15 protein-coding genes are annotated in these 17,711 nt (G+C 60.1%); 6 read left to right on the top strand and 9 right to left on the bottom strand.

Going from position 1 to position 17,711, the window contains the following annotated elements:
* The first annotated feature begins 7 nt into the window (after positions 1–7).
* Positions 8–1,621 carry an EAL domain-containing protein gene (locus tag ACZZ0A_RS25990; RefSeq protein ID WP_095113109.1) on the top strand — a complete coding sequence of 538 codons (1,614 nt, stop codon included), beginning with the start codon at positions 8–10 and terminating at the stop codon, positions 1,619–1,621.
* Here the strand turns inward: ACZZ0A_RS25990 and ACZZ0A_RS25985 are convergent.
* Both ACZZ0A_RS25985 and algB read right to left on the bottom strand, forming a co-directional pair.
* Positions 1,618–3,408 carry an ATP-binding protein gene (locus tag ACZZ0A_RS25985; protein WP_007911788.1) on the bottom strand — a complete coding sequence of 597 codons (1,791 nt, stop codon included), beginning with the start codon at positions 3,406–3,408 and terminating at the stop codon, positions 1,618–1,620. The two genes, ACZZ0A_RS25990 and ACZZ0A_RS25985, sit on opposite strands and share 4 nt — an antisense overlap.
* Positions 3,409–3,418: 10 nt before the next feature.
* Positions 3,419–4,765: a sigma-54-dependent response regulator transcription factor AlgB gene (gene algB / locus ACZZ0A_RS25980; RefSeq protein WP_007911789.1), complete on the bottom strand. Its 1,347-nt coding sequence runs from the start codon at positions 4,763–4,765 to the stop codon at positions 3,419–3,421.
* Between the two features lie 428 nt (positions 4,766–5,193).
* Between algB and ACZZ0A_RS25975 the strand changes: the two genes are divergently transcribed.
* The 5 genes from ACZZ0A_RS25975 to ACZZ0A_RS25955 all read left to right on the top strand — a co-directional run bounded on the left by ACZZ0A_RS25975 (position 5,194) and on the right by ACZZ0A_RS25955 (position 9,582).
* Positions 5,194–5,478 (top strand): hypothetical protein, encoded by a 285-nt coding sequence (locus tag ACZZ0A_RS25975; RefSeq protein ID WP_463543910.1) that lies wholly within the window; start codon positions 5,194–5,196, stop codon positions 5,476–5,478.
* 72 nt (positions 5,479–5,550) lie between these two features.
* Positions 5,551–5,715: a DUF1328 domain-containing protein gene (locus ACZZ0A_RS25970; RefSeq protein WP_003177151.1), complete on the top strand. Its 165-nt coding sequence runs from the start codon at positions 5,551–5,553 to the stop codon at positions 5,713–5,715.
* Positions 5,716–5,717: 2 nt separating this feature from the next.
* The gene (locus tag ACZZ0A_RS25965; protein WP_123376019.1) at positions 5,718–6,182 is read left to right on the top strand and encodes an inhibitor of vertebrate lysozyme family protein; all 465 of its coding nucleotides are present in this window, start codon (positions 5,718–5,720) and stop codon (positions 6,180–6,182) included.
* A 702-nt stretch (positions 6,183–6,884) separates the two neighbouring features.
* Positions 6,885–8,216 (top strand): glutamate/aspartate:proton symporter GltP, encoded by a 1,332-nt coding sequence (gene gltP / locus ACZZ0A_RS25960; protein WP_007911792.1) that lies wholly within the window; start codon positions 6,885–6,887, stop codon positions 8,214–8,216.
* Between the two features lie 136 nt (positions 8,217–8,352).
* A complete protein-coding gene (locus tag ACZZ0A_RS25955; protein WP_007911793.1) occupies positions 8,353–9,582 on the top strand; it encodes a nucleoside recognition domain-containing protein in 1,230 nt (409 codons plus the stop codon).
* A 118-nt stretch (positions 9,583–9,700) separates the two neighbouring features.
* Here the strand turns inward: ACZZ0A_RS25955 and ACZZ0A_RS25950 are convergent, their stop codons facing one another.
* The 7 genes from ACZZ0A_RS25950 to ACZZ0A_RS25920 all read right to left on the bottom strand — a co-directional run bounded on the left by ACZZ0A_RS25950 (position 9,701) and on the right by ACZZ0A_RS25920 (position 17,688).
* Positions 9,701–10,327 (bottom strand): ABC-type transport auxiliary lipoprotein family protein, encoded by a 627-nt coding sequence (locus tag ACZZ0A_RS25950; protein ID WP_007911794.1) that lies wholly within the window; start codon positions 10,325–10,327, stop codon positions 9,701–9,703.
* On the bottom strand, positions 10,324–11,262 hold the full coding sequence (locus tag ACZZ0A_RS25945) for an MlaD family protein (protein ID WP_016986431.1): 939 nt from the start codon (positions 11,260–11,262) through the stop codon (positions 10,324–10,326). Before ACZZ0A_RS25945 ends, ACZZ0A_RS25950 begins: the two co-directional genes overlap by 4 nt.
* A gap of 1 nt (position 11,263) precedes the next feature.
* Positions 11,264–12,067, bottom strand: coding sequence for an ABC transporter ATP-binding protein (locus tag ACZZ0A_RS25940; protein ID WP_007911797.1), 804 nt, complete (start codon positions 12,065–12,067; stop codon positions 11,264–11,266).
* Positions 12,064–13,212 (bottom strand): ABC transporter permease, encoded by a 1,149-nt coding sequence (locus tag ACZZ0A_RS25935; protein WP_007911798.1) that lies wholly within the window; start codon positions 13,210–13,212, stop codon positions 12,064–12,066. The genes ACZZ0A_RS25940 and ACZZ0A_RS25935 overlap by 4 nt, the downstream gene beginning before the upstream one ends.
* 54 nt (positions 13,213–13,266) lie before the next feature.
* On the bottom strand, positions 13,267–14,295 hold the full coding sequence (locus ACZZ0A_RS25930; RefSeq protein ID WP_007911799.1) for a DUF5924 family protein: 1,029 nt from the start codon (positions 14,293–14,295) through the stop codon (positions 13,267–13,269).
* Positions 14,296–14,480: 185 nt separating this feature from the next.
* Positions 14,481–15,860 carry a M16 family metallopeptidase gene (locus tag ACZZ0A_RS25925; protein WP_463543909.1) on the bottom strand — a complete coding sequence of 460 codons (1,380 nt, stop codon included), beginning with the start codon at positions 15,858–15,860 and terminating at the stop codon, positions 14,481–14,483.
* A gap of 169 nt (positions 15,861–16,029) precedes the next feature.
* On the bottom strand, positions 16,030–17,688 hold the full coding sequence (locus tag ACZZ0A_RS25920) for a Na/Pi cotransporter family protein (RefSeq protein WP_007911815.1): 1,659 nt from the start codon (positions 17,686–17,688) through the stop codon (positions 16,030–16,032).
* Between the last annotated feature and the right edge of the window lie 23 nt (positions 17,689–17,711).

The following is a 17,711-nucleotide window of genomic DNA, read 5'->3' as shown; positions in this document are numbered from 1 at the left end:
TTCCTTGATGGCTGCTACCCGAGAGACGTTGCGTAGCTGGTTTTATCGCCCCTGGTTTTTGGCGATGATCGCGGCTGTCCTCAGTGCCAGCCTGCTGATCGCCGGCGGAATGTTCGTGGCGATGCGCCAGGTCGAGCAAAGCGAAAGCCAGCAAATGAACGCACAAGGCGAGCGGTTCCTCGCCCGCCTCGAACAATTGTTCGGCCAGTTGCGTGAAAGTCTCGATGATCTTGAAGCGCAGCCATTGCGCAGTTGTGACGATGAAATGATCGCCACCCTGCAGCAGGTCACCTTCAACTATCGCTTCGTGTATGAAGCAGCTTATATGGACGCTTCGCGGACCTGCTCGAACCGTCCGCGCCAGGAAGGCCTGTCAGTGGTTCGCGCGCCGGATATCAAAGGCCCGACTTACAGTTATTGGCTGAACACCACCACCGAACCCGATGAAAACCGTGCAGCGCTGATGCTCGGACGCGGCAATTTCCGCGTGGCCACCTCGCGCGGGCATCTGACCGACATGGTCGATCTGTCGCCCGGCAGCAGCCTGCTAGTGGTGCTCGATCACGGCACCCGGGCCATCCCGGTGCTCGGCATGGCGCAAGACTGGCCACCCACGGAACACTGGCCACCAAAGAGTCGCGATGCCCTGCAAGTCACGCAGACCCGGCTGATCTACCGCATGCCCACGGATAATCCGGAGTATCAGTTGGTGCTGATCACACCCAGAACCAGCATGCACATCCCGGCTATCTGGTGGTGGATGATTCCGGCGTGCGTGCTGCTTGGCGCCTTTTCGGGTTTCTTCGTTTTCCTGCTGGTGCGCCAGCGCCAGTCACTGGACGCCGAACTGCACGGCGCGATCCGGCGCGGCGAGTTGCAGGTGCTCTATCAGCCGATCTTCGATCTCGACAGCCGCAACTGCGTCGGCGCCGAGGCGCTGCTACGCTGGCGTCGCCCGGACGGCACGCTGACCAGTCCCGACCTGTTTATCCCCATGGCGGAAAACACCGGACAAATCCGCCAGATGACCGACTTTGTTCTGCAGCGCTTGCTGGAGCAACTGGGCCAGTTGCTGCGCGCCAATCCGCAGCTGTATATCTCGGTCAACCTTGCAGCCTGTGACGTGATGGTGCCGCGCATTGGCCAGGTCATGGCGCGGCTGCTCACGCTCCATCGCGTCGCCGCGCGGCAGATTGCCTTCGAAGTTACCGAGCGCGGTTTGATTGATGTGGTGGTGGCGCGGGAAAACCTGCAAGCCTTGCGCGATGTCGGCCACCAGGTGCTGATCGACGATTTCGGCACCGGCTACTGCAGCCTCGCCTATCTGCAGACCTTGCCGGTCGATTGCCTGAAAATCGACAAAGCATTTATCGACGCACTGGGCCATGACGCAGCGAGCAGCGGCGTCGCCCCGCACATCATTCACATGGCCCAGGCGCTGGATCTGAAGGTGATTGCCGAAGGCATCGAGCTGGAATCGCAGGCTGAGTTGCTCAGCAGCGAAGGCGTGAAATTCGGCCAGGGCTGGTTGTTCGCCCATGCGCTCAGCGCGGTGCAGTTCATCGAACTGATCACCCGTGGCCGACGCCTTGCCGGACGGCGAATGGACGATGAAGCCTAGACCGTCAGCGCCATATAAAACTGCGTACCTTGCCCCGGTCGCGAGTAAACGCCCATGCGTCCGCCATGCAGCTGGACGATTTCCTTGCACAGCGCCAAGCCCAGACCGGCACCACCCTTCTTGCGCCCTACCTGTACGAACGGTTCGAAGATCCGTCCTTGCTGACCGTAGGCAATGCCTTCGCCGTTGTCTTCAACACTGATGATCACTCGCTCGCCGTGCCGGCGTGCCTGCAAGCGGATCTGACCGTTGCGGGCGGTATGGCGCAGGGCGTTGTCGATCAGGTTATCCAGCACGCGATCGAGTTGCGCCTGATCGGCCTGCAAACGTGGCAACGGCCCCTGCACCTCGACATTCAGGGCGATGCCCTTGGCCGCCGCCGAATCGGCAAAGCGTAGTTGCGCCTGCTCCAGCAAGTCTTCGATGGAGCATGGTGCCAGGGTGAGTTTCTGCAGGCCATTCTGATAACGCGAGAAGTTGAGCAAGTCATTGATCAACTGCATCAGGCGCTGCATTTCCTCATTCACGGTGTCGAGCAGATCGGCCTCTCGCGACTCCGCGGGATACTTCGCCCGTTCGCGGAACAGGCCGAACGCCATGTGCATGCCGGTGACGGGGGTGCGCAGCTCATGGGAAGCGCGCAAGACGAACTCGCTGCGCACCCGTTCGAAGGCGCGTTGCTCGGTGACATCGTGCAGCACCATCACCGCGCCGAGGATATGTCCCTGGGTGTGGCTGACCGGGGTCAGGCTGTAGGTCAGCAGGCGGGATTCGCCGTCGACCTCGATGCTCAAGTCTTCCGGCGCGCGCTCCAGGGAGCCGCCGCGCAGCACCAGTTGCAGCTGCGCATCCAGCTCTGGTCGCTCCAGCGCCGTGCCCAACCCTTGGCCGAGACGATCATCTTCCCAGCCCAATTGTCGCTGGGCCACTGGGTTGAGGTGCTCCAGATGCCCTTGGCGGTCGATCATCAGCAAGCCGTCATCGATGCTGTCGAGCACCGCTTGCAAGCGTTGCTGACCGGCGAGCAGTTCATCAACGTTGGTCGCCTGGTGCTCGCGAAGCGCCTCGGCCATCAGGCCAAAGCGTTTGGTCAGCAGGTTCATTTCCATCGCCGAGGAAATCGGCAGGGTCACTTCAAAATTGCCCTGGCCGATATTGTCTGCGGCTTTCGCCAGCGCCTCGATCGGCGCGCCGAAACGCCGAGCAATGCCGTGGGCCGTGATAAAACCGATGATCAGCACCGCCAGCCCGACAAAGCCAAGCAGACCCGCAATCAACAAGGCACGGTCGCGCGCCTCACGCTGTACCGCGTTGATGTTGTCCAGTGCATGCTTGTGTTCGGTGATCAGTCCGTTGCGCAGTGTGTTGAAGCGCTCTCGAAAGTCGGCGCTGCTGCTCATCGAGCTGGCCGGGTCACGCGACAAATCGAACGCTTCCAGAAAGCTCAGATAATCCGCTTTTGCCCGACTGAAGCCATATAGCCGGCCATCGCCCTCTTGCTCTTGGGCGATGCCTTGGTCCAGTAACTCGAAGTAATGCTGTTTCGACGCTTCGAACGCCACCGGATCAGGCTTTTCCGCCAGCATGATGATCAGTTGATCACCCAGCGTCTGGCGCAGCTTGAGACCCAGATCGAGGGTGACGAAGTTGCTGCGCACCAACGCCTCTTGCGTTCCCGCCATCTGCATCACGCTGACCAGCCCGAGCAGCAGCCCGAGCAAGGCCACGGTGATGAGCGCGGAAATACTCAAGAACAAACGGGTCCGCAACTTCATCGCCAGTTTCATCGCCGGGCGCTCACAGGTTGTACTGCTTGCGCTTGCGATACAGGGTCGAAGCGTCGATGCCGAGGGTTTTTGCCGCTTGATCCAGCGTGCCGGCGGTGGCGAGAACCGCGCCGATGTGGGCTTTCTCCAATTCGTCGAGGCTCAATGCCGCACCGACTCGAGGGGCGTTGTTGACCGGTTGTTCGGCCATGCCGAGGTGGCTGATCTCCACACGCTCCTGCGGGCAGATGATGCTTGCCCGCTCAACCACGTTACGCAGCTCGCGAATGTTGCCCGGCCAACGGTAGCCCAACAGTGCCTCGCGAGCCTCGTCGCTGAAGCCCCGTGCCGGGCGCGCATACTCTTTGACGAAACGCGCGAGAAAGCGATCGGCCAGGGTCAGAATGTCCTCGGCGCGCTCGCGCAAGGGCGGCAGATGCAGGGTGATGACATTCAGACGATAGAGCAGGTCTTCGCGGAAACGCCCGTCTCGGACCATGTCTTCGAGGTTGAGGTTGGTTGCCGCCAGAATACGCACATCGGCGCGACGGGTGACCGGATCGCCCACCCGCTCATATTCCTTGTCCTGAATGAAACGCAGCAACTTTGGTTGCAAAGTGAGCGGAAAATCGCCGATCTCATCGAGAAACAGCGTACCGCCGTCGGCCTGATTGACTCGACCCAAGGTGCTCTCGCTAGCACCGGTAAATGCGCCGCGACTGTGACCGAACAGCTCGCTTTCCATCAATTCCGCCGTCAGCGACGGGCAGTTGATGGTCACGCAGGATTTCTTCTCGCGCTTGCTCCAGCCATGAATCGCTCGGGCAAGTTCACCTTTACCGGTGCCGGACTCGCCGAGGATAAGAATGTTGGCGTCGGTGCCGGCGACCTGGCGTGCTGTTTCCAGTACCACTTTCATTGCCGGGCTGTGGGAGTCGAGACCGTCCTTCGGTTTGCGAATCTCGCCTTCGAGAGCTTCGAGGCGCGCTGACAGTTGGCGCACTTCCAGCTGTTTGGCGGTGGCCAGACGCAACTGATCCGGGCTGCACGGTTTCACCAGATAGTCCGCCGCGCCTGCCTGGATCGCATCGACGGCGGTATCAACAGCCGAATGCGCGGTGACGATGACCACACGCATCCACGGCGCCTGAATGCGCATCTGCGCCAGTACGTCGAGACCGTTGTCTTCGCCCAGACGTAAATCAAGGAAGCACAGGTCGAAGACCTGGCGTTGCAGCAGCGCGTCGGCCTGAGCCGCGCTGTTGGCTGTGGCAACCGTATAGCCTTCGTCTTCGAGGCAATAACGGAAGGTACGCAGGATGGCAGATTCGTCGTCCACCAGCAGAATGCGGCCTTGATGCTCAGTGGCAGATTCCATTTTTCCTACGCTCCATAGTGATTGGTCTTGGGTTAGTCCCGGAAAAATCGGGCAAGTTGCATGGTTGATTCTGAACGATGCCAGCCATAGGAGGGTAGCTCTCTCCTGCCATTACGGCCAAGTTGTTGGTTTTGCTGGTTTTTTAAACAATCACCGATTTGCAGGGCATTCCCTGCGTACTTTTCTGACATCTGCGCCCTGCTCTCAATTCCATAAGAATGAAATCTCCTACGAAAAAATCGTGCATTGCGCACGATCTCAGATGCCCCATCGTGCAGGATGCGTCGCAAACGTTTTTTATCACGCACATAACTCATTGATTTTATTGAATATTTTTCAATTAAAAAACTGGCATGCAGGCTGCAATACCTCACTTAGCCCGGGCAGAACATGAACTGCCCTAACCGAATAAGAGTGAGGAACCCAGGATGACTCGCCAACGTGCCGCCCAAGTGCGTATCTCGCCACTGCACATCCAGCAAGGTCTGTTTGGCGTACTGGCGCTGTTGATCACCCTGATCGCTTGCCAGCAATACCTGAGCTGGGAAAACAGCCAGAAAGTTGAGCCGCTGATCTCGATCCAGCACAGCACGCAAACGCACTTCAGCGCCGTCAGCAGCAGTCAGGCCGAAAGCGCCTCGATGCGCATGATGGACGTCGATCAGGCGCAGCCGCTGGATCAACTGCCACATGAAGAGCGTTGGGTTTTCTAAAGAGCAAACGAATTCGGGCGCACAGCGCCGGGACATGCAACACCCCTAAATAGAGAAGTAAGGAGAATCACCATGTTGAGCTGGGCAATTACATTCTTGATCATTGCCATCATCGCTGCAGTACTGGGCTTCGGTGGTATCGCGGGCACCGCCACGGGTATCGCCAAGATTCTCTTTGTCGTGTTCCTGGTGATGTTCATCGCTTCCTTCTTCTTTGGCCGTCGCGGCCGAGGTTAACGATGATTGCGTTAAAGACACTGGCAGCCGCCCTGCTTCTGGGCGGTAGTGCCATGGCGATGGCGGCCAATGACGGCCAGGCGCGGGTCAACGAACTGCTCGCCTCTGACGAGCAGTACCGTGAGACCTGGGAAGGCGTGATAAAGAAAGAAGAGCGCGTACCGGAATGGGTGATCAACCTGTCCGGGGCCTCCGAACAACAGATGAACGCGGTTACTGAAGACGGCAACAAGTACTTGGTGGGCCCGCTCTGCGAGAATCAGGACAAGTGCCTGAACCACCGTTTGATCGTCGCATTCAGTTTCGACAAGGATGACGCCTACGCCATGCTCGTTGATGTGCCTGAAGGCCTGCCGCAAGACAAGTCGCCGACGCGACATGCGACCTATCGCTTCTTCGGCAAACCCGATCAAGGCATGCAGGATCTACTGATGGAAACCCTGAAGAAAGATCCGAAGTGGTACTGACTTGAACATGAAGGCAGCAGCCCTGCTGCCTTCCATTGCGCCCACCTGAGGAAGGCAGGCGCATGACCAAGGGGCCGGGACGTTCTGACTGTTGCAGGGTCGGAGTGACCTACGGGTACAGGGAGTGCCTGCGAGAGGGCCGGGTCAGGGTAAAAGCTGCGCCGCAGGTTCGCCGACCCACAGTGGCTCGACGGACTTGCGCTGAGCTTTCAAAAAGACAAAACATTGATCCAGAGCGTCCAGCTCGCTGTTTTTATCGCTGACACTGCGCGCGAAAACATTACGCGGTGTTTCCTGGCGACCGTATATCGACAAAAAAACCGCTTAAACAGTAGGACTTCTAGTCTTGCCACGTAGGCATTTTCCCAAAATTTTTGTCGATTTTTCTCGTTCAAAAAATAATCAACCTGCTCTGTGATGGCCGGTTCACGGCACTTATGCCGGCCGAAATGTCACAATCGAACCGGTTGGGACGCCAGTTTCAATTAAAAAAGCTCATGCCGATTCGGCATAGGGTAGGCGTTTACGGCATTAGACGGCGCAACCTTGCATCGGAATAGTTGCGCCTTTTTTCGCCTGCCGAAGAGCCGTAAATACGCGCTTCGGGGCACCTTATACGGAGGCAGATGCACAGACTTTTCCGCTAAAGAGCGTTCCAGTTCCTGCATGTGCCTGAGTCAAACGCAAGTAAGGGTAAAGATAATGAAGAAGGCAAAACTTAGCCTCGCCTGGCAGATCCTCATCGGTCTGGTATTGGGTATTGCAATTGGTGCGTTGCTCAACCACTTCAGTGCCGAGAAAGCCTGGTGGATCAGCAACGTCCTGCAACCGGCAGGCGATATCTTTATCCGTCTGATCAAGATGATCGTGATCCCGATCGTCATCTCTTCCCTGATTGTCGGCATCGCCGGCGTGGGCGACGCCAAGAAGCTCGGGCGCATCGGCCTGAAGACGATCATCTATTTCGAAATCGTCACCACCATTGCCATCCTCGTTGGTCTGGTATTGGCAAACGTGTTCCATCCGGGTGCCGGCATCGACATGAGCACCCTGGGCACGGTGGATATCTCCAAGTACCAGGCGACCGCCGCCGAAGTGCAGCATGAACACGCGTTCATCGAGACCATCCTCAACCTGATCCCGTCGAACATCTTCGCGGCCATGGCTCGCGGCGAAATGCTGCCGATCATCTTCTTCTCCGTGCTGTTCGGTCTCGGTCTGTCGAGCCTGCAGTCGGACCTGCGCGAGCCGCTGGTGAAGATGTTCCAGGGCGTCTCGGAAAGCATGTTCAAAGTCACCCACATGATCATGAACTATGCGCCGATCGGCGTATTCGCACTGATCGCGGTGACGGTGGCCAACTTCGGCTTCGCCTCGCTGGTGCCGCTGGCCAAACTGGTCATCCTGGTTTACTTCGCCATCGCCTTCTTCGCCTTCGTGGTGTTGGGCCTGATCGCCAAGATGTTCGGTTTCTCGGTGTTCAAGCTGATGCGCATCTTCAAGGATGAGCTGGTGCTGGCCTACTCCACCGCTTCTTCGGAAACCGTGCTGCCACGCGTGATCGAGAAGATGGAAGCCTACGGCGCGCCGAAAGCCATCTGCAGCTTCGTCGTGCCGACCGGTTACTCGTTCAACCTCGACGGTTCGACCCTGTACCAGTCGATCGCGGCAATCTTCATTGCGCAGCTGTACGGCATCGACCTGTCGATCAGCCAGCAACTGCTGCTGGTCCTGACCCTGATGGTCACCTCCAAAGGCATCGCCGGTGTACCGGGCGTGTCCTTCGTGGTGCTGCTGGCAACTCTGGGCAGCGTCGGTATTCCGCTGGAAGGCCTGGCGTTTATCGCCGGTGTCGACCGCGTCATGGACATGGCCCGTACCGCACTGAACGTGATTGGTAACGCGCTGGCCGTGCTGGTTATCGCACGCTGGGAAGGCATGTACGACGACGCCAAGGGCGAGCGCTACTGGAACTCCCTGCCGCACTGGCGCAGCAAGGAAAAACTGCCAGCAGGCGAAATCTCGAAGAACTGACACACCCCTGTAGGAGATTGAGGTCAACCCGGTAAATGGGGTGGCAGCAGGTACACACAAACCCCGGAGAAATCCGGGGTTTGTCGTTTCTGGCGACCCCGCTATCATTCGCCGCATTCTTCGGGGGATTTGACTGATGCTTAATGGCCTGTGGCTTGGCTTCTTCATCGTGGCAGCCGTATCGGCGCTGGCGCAGTGGCTGATCGGCGGTAACGCCGGGATCTTTGCGGCGATGGTGGAAAGCATTTTCGCCATGGCCAAGCTCTCGGTCGAAGTCATGGTGCTGCTGTTCGGCACCCTCACCCTGTGGCTGGGCTTCCTGCGCATTGCCGAGAAGGCCGGGATCGTCGAGTGGCTGGCGAAAGTGCTCGGCCCGCTGTTTCTGCGGCTGATGCCGGAAGTCCCGGCCGGTCACCCTGCCCTTGGCCTGATCACCCTGAACTTCGCCGCCAACGGTCTCGGCCTCGACAACGCGGCCACGCCGATCGGCCTGAAAGCCATGAAGGCGCTGCAGGAGCTCAATCCCAGTGCCACCATCGCCAGTAACGCGCAAATCCTCTTCCTGGTGCTCAACGCCTCTTCCCTGACCCTGCTGCCGGTGACGATCTTCATGTACCGCGCCCAGCAAGGCGCACCCGACCCGACGCTGGTGTTCCTGCCAATTCTGCTGGCGACGAGCTGCTCGACGATTGTCGGCTTCCTCTCGGTGGCGTTCATGCAGCGTTTGCGGATCTGGGATCCGGTGGTGTTGGCTTATTTGATTCCGGGCGCGCTGATTCTCGGTGGGTTCATGGCGCTGTTGGGTACTCTTTCAGCAACGGCCTTGGCGGGATTGTCGTCGATCCTCGGCAATCTCACGCTGTTTGGGTTGATCATGCTGTTTTTGCTGATCGGCGCGTTGAAGAAGGTCAAGGTCTACGAGGCGTTTGTTGAGGGCGCCAAAGAAGGCTTCGACGTAGCGAAGAACCTGCTGCCGTATCTGGTCGCGATGCTCTGTGCGGTCGGCGTGCTGCGCGCCTCCGGGGCACTGGACTTTGGTCTGGACGGCATTCGGCATCTCGTCGAGTGGGCCGGTTGGGACACGCGGTTTGTCGATGCGCTGCCGACGGCGATGGTCAAACCGTTCTCCGGCAGTGCGGCGCGTGCGATGTTGATCGAGACGATGAAAACGTCCGGTGTCGACAGCTTCCCGGCGCTGGTCGCGGCGACGATTCAGGGCAGTACCGAAACCACGTTCTATGTGCTGGCGGTGTATTTCGGTGCGGTGGGGATTCAACGCGCGCGGCATGCGGTGGGGTGTGCGTTGTTGGCGGAGTTTGCCGGTGTCGTGGGTGCGATTTTCGTCTGCTACTGGTTCTTCGGCTGAACAAATATCCAAACTGTAGGAGTGAGCCTGCTCGCGATAGCTGGGTGACAGTCACTGATGATGGTGGCTTATAGACCGCTATCGCGAGCAGGCTCACTCCTACATGGATTGTGGTGAATCAGGGCTTTGGGGGAGCGAGTTTCTGGCCTTGCTCTACGGCCCAGGCGACTACTTTGGCGGTGAGACGATCACTGGCCTGACCAAACCCGGCGACCACCGCCGGCACCTGCACATCGTTCAATGGCTGACGCTCCTCAAACCGCCGACTGGCCAGAATCCGCTGGTCATAACCGCGCACCAGCAACGCATCAACCCGCACCACGACGCTGGCCTGCGTGCCCTGATACTCGGTCTGAAACGCCTGCAAACTCCCACCCAATTCCAGATCCGCCGCAAAGTTGCTGTCATCGGTACTCAGCAACGTCACCCTGCCATCACGCGCAAAGCCGTCGAGCAAACGATTACGCACCAGCACCGGTGCCGGATCGCTCCAGCGCGAGCCCTTGTAGCTGCTGATCACGTCACCCTGCGGAATCACCGCAATCGTCGGCCGGTTCAACGCTTCACTGGCCTGCAGCTTGTTCAACCGCAGCGACCACGACTGAGTCGCCGCCGAACGGGCCGAGGCGGGCGCCTGGGCAGTCGGCAGGCGATAGACATCCGACGGCTCGGACTCGGGCAGAATCGAACAGGCGCTGATCAAGGAAAAACCGGCAGCGAAGAGGGCGAGGCGAGTCAGCTTCATGGCGTGAATTCCTTGTTCTTGTCACGGCCCAGCAGGTAACCGCTGGGGTTGGCCTCAAGGCGTTGGGAAATGGCCCGCAGCGAGGTCAGCGTCTCACGCAGTTCGCGGATCGCCGGGGCCAGGCCATTGAGGCCCTGCATGCCGTTGTCGAGGGAGTTTTCGTTTTTGCTGAGCAAGGTGCTGATGGTGGTGGTGCTTTGTTCCAGCGACTTCATCGCCTGCTCGGCGCTGCCCAGTGCCTGTTTGCCCTGATCGTTGATCAAACCATTGGCGTTGCGCATCAGCAGCGAGGTCTGTTCAAGCATGCTGCCGGCCTGTTTGCCGACGGTCGCCAGTTGCTGCATGGCTTGTTTGATGTCGCCGCGCTGATCGTTGATGGTGCCGGTGGTTTGCTCCAGATGGGCGAGGGTCTTGCTCACACGCTCGACGTTCTCGGCAGAGAACATCTGATTGGCGTTCTGCAGCAGCGCGGTGATGCCGGTCATCAAATCGTTGGAGTCATTGAGCAAGCGCGAAATAGGCGAGGGCGATGCCACGATGGTCGGCAGATTACCGTCATGCCCACGCAGTTTCGGGCTCTCGGGCGTGCCGCCGCTGAGCTGGATGATCGACGTCCCCGTAATCCCGGCCAGCGCCAGTTTGGCCTGGGTGTCTTCCTTGACCGGTGTGTCACCGGCCAGGCGAATCCGCGCCAGCACCCGCCGCGGATCCTTTGGATCAAGGCGCAGGTTGATCACGTCGCCGACCTTGATCCCGCTGTACTGCACCGGGCTGCCCTTGGACAAACCGCTGACCGCTTCGCTGAAGACAATCTCGTAGTCCTTGAACTCGGTATCGACACTGGACTTGGCCAGGAACAGACCGAAGAGCAGGGCGCCTGCCACCACAATCACGGTGAACAGGCCGATCAACACATGATGCGCTCGGGTTTCCATGTCAGACCTCGTTGAGCAATTTGGCGGCGTCCAGCGCCGAGCGGCCGCGCGGGCCGTGGAAGTATTCGTGAATCCACGCGTCGTCGGTTTCCGAGACCACGTCGATGGGACCGGCGACCAAGACCTTTTTCTGCGCCAGCACCGCCACGCGGTCGGTGATGGTGTAGAGCGTGTCGAGGTCGTGGGTCACCAGAAACACACTGAGGCCGAGCGCATCGCGCAGGGTCAGGATCAATTGGTCGAACTGCGCCGCGCCAATCGGATCGAGGCCAGCGGTGGGTTCATCGAGAAACAGGATGTCCGGATCCAGCGCCAAGGCCCGGGCCAGAGCGGCGCGCTTGATCATTCCGCCGGACAGCGACGCCGGGTATTTGTCCGCTGCCGACAGCGGCAAACCGGCCAGCGCCAGCTTCACGGCGGCCAAGTGCTCGGCGTCGTTGCGGCTCAAGCCGGCGTGTTCGATAAGGGGCAGGGCGACGTTCTCGGTGACGGTCAGCGAGGAGAACAGCGCGCCTTTCTGGAACAGCACACCGAAGCGTCGCTCGACCAGCGAGCGCTCATGCTCGGACAGACTCGGCAGGTTCTTGCCGAACACTTTGACCATGCCTTCGCTGGGCCGGCGCAGACCGACAATGCTGCGTAACAGCACCGATTTGCCGCTGCCGGAACCACCGACCACGGCGAGGATTTCGCCCTTGTACAAATCCAGATCGAGGTTCTCGTGCACGCTCTGACTGCCAAAGCGATTGCACAGGCCGCGGACTTCGATCACCGCCTCCGAGGGCGCGCGGGGTAGACGACTCACCAGCCCATCTCCATGAAGAACAGCGCGGCCACCGCATCGAGCACGATCACCACGAAAATCGATTGCACCACAGCGGAGGTGGTGTGGGCGCCGACCGACTCGGCGCTGCCGCTGACCTTGAAGCCTTCCAGACAACCAATCGCGGCAATGATGAAGGCAAAGATCGGCGCCTTCACCAAGCCTACGAGAAAGTGCTGAACGCCGATGTCCGACTGCAACAGCGTCAGGAACATCGCTGGCGAAATATCCAGCGACACCGCGCAAACCACGCCGCCACCGATGATCCCGCACAGCATGGCGAGAAACGTCAGCATCGGCAGCGCCACCAGCATCGCCAGTACCCGCGGCACGACCAGCAACTCCATCGGGTCGAGGCCGAGGGTGCGGATCGCGTCGATTTCTTCGTTGGCCTTCATCGAGCCGATCTGCGCGGTGAAGGCACTGGCGGTGCGCCCGGCCATCAGGATCGCTGTGAGCAGCACGCCGAATTCACGCAGGAACGAGAACCCGACCAGGTCCACGGTAAAAATCGTCGCGCCGAAACTGGCCAGTACCGTGGCGCCGAGAAACGCCACCACCGCGCCGACCAGAAAGGTCAGCAACGCCACGATCGGCGCGGCGTCGAGGCCGGTCTGTTCGATGTGCGCGATCATCGGCGTGATCCGCCAGCGCTTGGGCCGGAACAGGCTGCGCGCGATGGTTTCCATGATCAGGCCGACGAAGCCGAGCAATTGCAGGGTGTCTTGCCAGACGGTATCGACGGCGCGACCGATGCGCGTGAGCAATTGCACGCTGACGCTGATTTCCGGCTCTTTGATCGGCACGCAGAAATCGGTCATCGAGCAGTACACGGTTTGCAGCAGCGCGCGGTCGGCGGAGGTCAGGGTGCAATCGGGGTGTTCGGCGGATTGGCCGAGGCGTTCGGAGCCGAGCAGTTCGACCAGCAACGAAGCGCCAGCGGTGTCGAGGGCGCCGAGGCTGTTGAGGTCGATCGGGGTGTTGGCGTCGTATTGGCCGTGGAGCTTTTCGCTCAGTTGCTTGAGCTCGGCGTAATGGGCAAGCGTCCAGTCCCCCGTGACCCGCAGGCGGGCAGGGGTTATCGACGTGTCCAGTTGGGCATTTCCGCTGATCGAGCTGCTGGTCATAAGCTCCGTGCTTGTTCGGCCTTTATGCGAACTAACGTAATAGCACGAACCGGATTACTTTTCTTTGATCGCTGTGCTGTCCGTGACTTCGAAGCGCAGCACGCCGATCACCTGGCCATCTTCGGTCAGCACGCGCACTTGCCACTTGCCCGCCGGGTTGCCGGGGAAGTTCTGCTTGTGCGTCCACGCCCGGTAGCCTTCCTTGCGCCCGCCGTGGATGTCGAGGGCGATGCGGTCAACCTCTTTGCCGTTGAATTGCCAGACGTGATAAATCCGCTCATCCAGCCCGCGCGGTGCGTTGATCGCGGTGTAGGCATACAGGCCATCGCCGCGAATCTGCTCGGCGCTGACCGTGTCGAGGCTGGCACCTGGGGTGCGGTCCTGCATTTGCGTGCTGATCGCCACGTCGGTCATCCATAGCGTCGCCGGCGGCACCCACGAACGCAGCGCCCAACCCACGCCACCAATGCCGACGGTGATGCACAGGATCGCCAGCGCGTTGCGCAACGTGCGGATCGGGAAGATCGACGCCAGACTCGGGAACGACAACAGCACGGCAATGCCCAGCGCCCACTTGAAACTCTGCGCCGTGGTCAGGTGCATGATCACCGGCAACGCAGTGAGCAGGGCGGCGAACAGGGTCAGCGTGTGCAGCGCCAGAAACGCCCAGCGCCGGGGCGCCAGCCATTTGTAATAGAGCGGGTCGACGATCGAGATCAACGCGGCGACGCTGAGCAGGCCGGTGAAAAACAGCTGGCCACTGTTCCAGGTCGTGGTGATAAAGAAGAACGGCAGGACGAAAAACAGGCTTTCCTGATGGATCATCTGCGTCGCGTAACGCAGCAGCGGCTGGGGAATCTCGCGTTTGAAGATCCGAGTGAAAAGGCCGGTAAGGGTGTTTTCCAGCATCAGCCAGATCCAGCTGAGCAGCATGATCACGGTGATCCAGCTCGCCAGCCCTTGCTGACGATCGACCATGATGAAACTGCCGACCCCGGAGATGAACCCGCCAAGCGCAATGACCCCGGGATAGCGCTTCATCAGTTCGAGAATGCGCTGGATCAGGAGCTGTATTTTTGGCATTTGGGCGGTTCACGACTTGAGGGGAAAAAACCTCGACAGAGTAGCGCCCGCCGGGCGTTGTGGCGAGGCTGCCGGTCACTTATTCGGTGCATTTCAGGGCCTCAAAAGATCGCAGCCTTCGGCAACTCCTACATTTGGAACGCAATCCCCTGTAGGAGCTGCCGCAGGCTGCGATCTTTTGATCTTCAACCCCGCTTGCGGTGCAAACGCCAGCCGATCAGGATCAACAACACCAGGCCCAAGCCACCCGCACTCAACCACAACACCTGATCATCACTGAGCAACGGCTTCTCGATCCGCAGATACCCCGGTTGCAGCAACAACTCGCGCATCGCCTTGTTCGCCGCTTCCAGCGTCACCCCTTGCAGCTCGCGCGCCGGATTGGCAAAGCGTCCGTCCTGGTAATCAGCGAGCGCGCTCCAGTAGTAATCCGCCATCGCGCTGTTGCCCTGCACCGCCCACGCCTGATGGGCGATCGAGGCCTGTTTGATCCGCGCAAAGGTGTCCGGGTCGAGACCGTTTTTCAGCAGGTCGGCCTTGAGGTCTTCCAGCACTTGAATGGCCTCGTCGACATCATCGCGATCGAGATCGGCATTCAGGCTCATAAAGCCGACACCGCCAAACACTTCACGCTCAGCCCACGGCCCGTAGGACAAACCATGGTTGAGGCGGATCTGTCGGTACAGCGCCCAGTCGAGGTAATCCTTGAGAATGTCGAAGGTCTGGTCGTACTGATCGTCGATCACCGGCTCCGGCACCAGCCAGTGCAGCTTGGCGCTGTCGCCGATAAAGCCACGGGTGAGGGTACGTTCATGGGCGGCACTGGTACGGATGTCCGGAAGCGGGCGGTGTTCGCTCGGCTCGACCGCTTCGAGTGCGCCCCAGGTGCGTTCCAGATAGGCCGGCAGCAGCTTGTCGAGTTCGCCGACGACGATCAGGGTCATATTGTTCGGTGCGTACCAGGCCTTGCGAACTTTCTCCAGTTGTTCCTGAGTCAGGTGACCGACCTCGGCGCGCTGCGGGCATTTCAAGCCCAGTTCGACGGCGAGTTGATTACTCGCGGTGTGGCCGAGATCCTGCCGATCGAGAAAGCGTTGCAGACGCGTGTAATGGCCGCCGTCCTCGCGCTCGACCACACGTTTGGCGGCGTCGATGGCGTTATCGTCGATGCGCGTTTGCGTAAGCAGAGCGAGCAGCAGGTCGAGCACTTTGCGTTGGTTTTTCGCCGGGGCCTCGATGACAAACGTGGTGTCGGCATTGCTGGTGAACGCGTTCCAGTCACCGCCCAGCGCCTGCATGCGCTCCTCTAAACCACCTTCGCCGGTCGCATCGATGCCGCTGAAGAGCAGGTGTTCGAGCAGGTGCGGCAACTCCTTTTCGTCACAGTCGAAATCATCGAGGCCGACACCGACCACCAGCCGGATCGCCACGTGCCCGCGCTCGGTGCCGGGTTTGAGCATCAGTTGCAAACCGTTGGGCAGCGCATAGCCTTCGACCTGAAAACGATCCAGGGCAAAGGCGGGCAGGGAACCGAGCAACAGACAGGCGAACAACAGGCAACGCATAACAGGCTTCCGTACGGCTGATTTGGAGATCCGTGTCGTCAGTCAGGCCCCCATCGCGAGCAGGCTCACTCCTACATTTGGAATGCATCCCCCCTGTAGGAGTGAGCCTGCTCGCGATAGCGGCCTGAAGGCTGAATCAATGTAACTGACTAAACCCAGCCCCAGTCGTTCAAGGCGAATGCGTAATGTCGGCAATATCATCCGCCGCCAGCGCCCCGGTATCCGCCGTTTCCAGCACCACATACGCACTGCCGCAAAACAGCGAATTCAAGCGTTTCATGTCGGCAATCAACTCCAGGTGCAGCGAACTGGTCTCGATACTCTGCACGATCTTGCGTTGCAAACGGCTGACATGCGCATGGGCCAGACGCCGTTCCTGAGCGCGGAAACGGCGTTTCTCGCGCAGCAATTGCCGGGCACTTTCGCGGTCACCACTGAGGAACACCGAAAGGCCCAAACGCAGGTTGGAAATCAGTTGCTGCTGCAATCCGGCCAGATCCTCCAGACCTTCTTCGGAAAACGAACGCCGCTGCGAGGTCTTCTGCTGCTGGATCTTGCGCAGCATGCGTTCGATCAGGTCGGCGGCCAGTTTCAGGTTGATTGAAAGCTCAATGATCTCGGCCCAGCGCCGACTGTCCTGCTCGCCGAGGTCTTCGCGGGGCATCTGCGCCAGGTACAACTTGATCGCGCTGTAGAGCGCTTCGACGTCGTCGGTCAATCGGCGCATTTCCTGGGTGACGGCGGTCTGCTTGCCGCGCAGCACATCGAGGGTCGCGTCGAGCATGTTGTCGAGCAGATCGCCCATGCGCAGGGTTTCCCGCGCGGCGTTGGCCAGCGCCAGGCTCGGTGTAACCAGCGCCGTCGCGTCGAGATGGCGCGGTTTGGCGGTGCCGTTGACCTCCGGCCGCTCTGGCAGCAGCCAGGCGCAGAGGCGTGCCATCGGCCCGACGCTTGGCAGCAGAATCAGGCAGCGCGCGGTGTTGTAGAGCAGGTGGAAGCCGATGACCATTTCCTGCGGGCTGAAATCGAGGCTGTCGATCCAGTGCACCAGCGGATCGAGCACCGGGATGATCAGCAGCAGGCCAATGAGTTTGTACAACAGACTGCCCAACGCCACTTGCCGCCCGGCGGCGTTCTGCATGCTGGTGCTCATGAACGCGAGAATGCCGCTGCCGATGTTGGCGCCGATCACCAGACCGATCGCCACTGGCAGGCTGATCACACTGGCCCCGGCCAAGGTCGCCGTGAGCAGTACGGCGGCGAGACTGGAGTAGGAAATCATCGCGAACAACGCGCCGACCAGGGCGTCGAGGAGAATGTCACCGGTCAACGAGGCGAAAATCACCTTCACCCCTTGCGCGTGGGTGATTGGCGCAGCAGCCTCAACGATCAATTGCAGCGCGAGAATGATCAGCCCGAGGCCGATCGACACCCGGCCCATTTGCCCGAGCCGCGTCTGTTTGCGCGACAGAAAGAAAATCACCCCGAGAAAGATCAGCAGCGGCGACAGCCATGACAGGTCAAACGTCAGCACCCGCGCCATCAGCGCGGTACCGACGTCGGCGCCGAGCATGGTCGCCAGCGCCGGGGTCAGCGCCATCAGACCCTGACCCACGAAGGAGGTGACGAGCATGGCCGTGGCATTGCTGCTCTGCACCATGGCGGTAACGACAATGCCGGCAACGAACGCGAGCCAGCGCTTGGACATGTTCTGGCCAATCACATGGCGCAGGTTGGTGCCATACACCCGCAGGATGCCGGTTCTGACGATGTGCGTGCCCCAGATCAGCAGGGCGACGGCGGAAAGCAGATTGAGCAGGGTGAGCATGCAGACCCCCTGTAATAGCAGTG

This window comes from Pseudomonas sp. AC242 (assembly GCF_979258655.1).
The sequence above is the reverse complement of the archived record's forward strand: the minus strand, read 5'-3'. Positions and strand labels throughout refer to the sequence as shown.

Excerpts from the sequence above, each read along its gene's own strand:
- ACZZ0A_RS25990 (WP_095113109.1), top strand. The coding sequence starts at position 8 with ATGGCTGCTACCCGAGAGACGTTGCGTAGCTGGTTTTATCGCCCCTGG.
- ACZZ0A_RS25985 (WP_007911788.1), bottom strand. The coding sequence starts at position 3,408 with ATGAAACTGGCGATGAAGTTGCGGACCCGTTTGTTCTTGAGTATTTCC.
- algB (WP_007911789.1), bottom strand. The coding sequence starts at position 4,765 with ATGGAATCTGCCACTGAGCATCAAGGCCGCATTCTGCTGGTGGACGAC.
- ACZZ0A_RS25975 (WP_463543910.1), top strand. The coding sequence starts at position 5,194 with ATGACTCGCCAACGTGCCGCCCAAGTGCGTATCTCGCCACTGCACATC.
- ACZZ0A_RS25970 (WP_003177151.1), top strand. The coding sequence starts at position 5,551 with ATGTTGAGCTGGGCAATTACATTCTTGATCATTGCCATCATCGCTGCA.
- ACZZ0A_RS25965 (WP_123376019.1), top strand. The coding sequence starts at position 5,718 with ATGATTGCGTTAAAGACACTGGCAGCCGCCCTGCTTCTGGGCGGTAGT.
- gltP (WP_007911792.1), top strand. The coding sequence starts at position 6,885 with ATGAAGAAGGCAAAACTTAGCCTCGCCTGGCAGATCCTCATCGGTCTG.
- ACZZ0A_RS25955 (WP_007911793.1), top strand. The coding sequence starts at position 8,353 with ATGCTTAATGGCCTGTGGCTTGGCTTCTTCATCGTGGCAGCCGTATCG.
- ACZZ0A_RS25950 (WP_007911794.1), bottom strand. The coding sequence starts at position 10,327 with ATGAAGCTGACTCGCCTCGCCCTCTTCGCTGCCGGTTTTTCCTTGATC.
- ACZZ0A_RS25945 (WP_016986431.1), bottom strand. The coding sequence starts at position 11,262 with ATGGAAACCCGAGCGCATCATGTGTTGATCGGCCTGTTCACCGTGATT.
- ACZZ0A_RS25935 (WP_007911798.1), bottom strand. The coding sequence starts at position 13,212 with ATGACCAGCAGCTCGATCAGCGGAAATGCCCAACTGGACACGTCGATA.
- ACZZ0A_RS25930 (WP_007911799.1), bottom strand. The coding sequence starts at position 14,295 with ATGCCAAAAATACAGCTCCTGATCCAGCGCATTCTCGAACTGATGAAG.
- ACZZ0A_RS25925 (WP_463543909.1), bottom strand. The coding sequence starts at position 15,860 with ATGCGTTGCCTGTTGTTCGCCTGTCTGTTGCTCGGTTCCCTGCCCGCC.
- ACZZ0A_RS25920 (WP_007911815.1), bottom strand. The coding sequence starts at position 17,688 with ATGCTCACCCTGCTCAATCTGCTTTCCGCCGTCGCCCTGCTGATCTGG.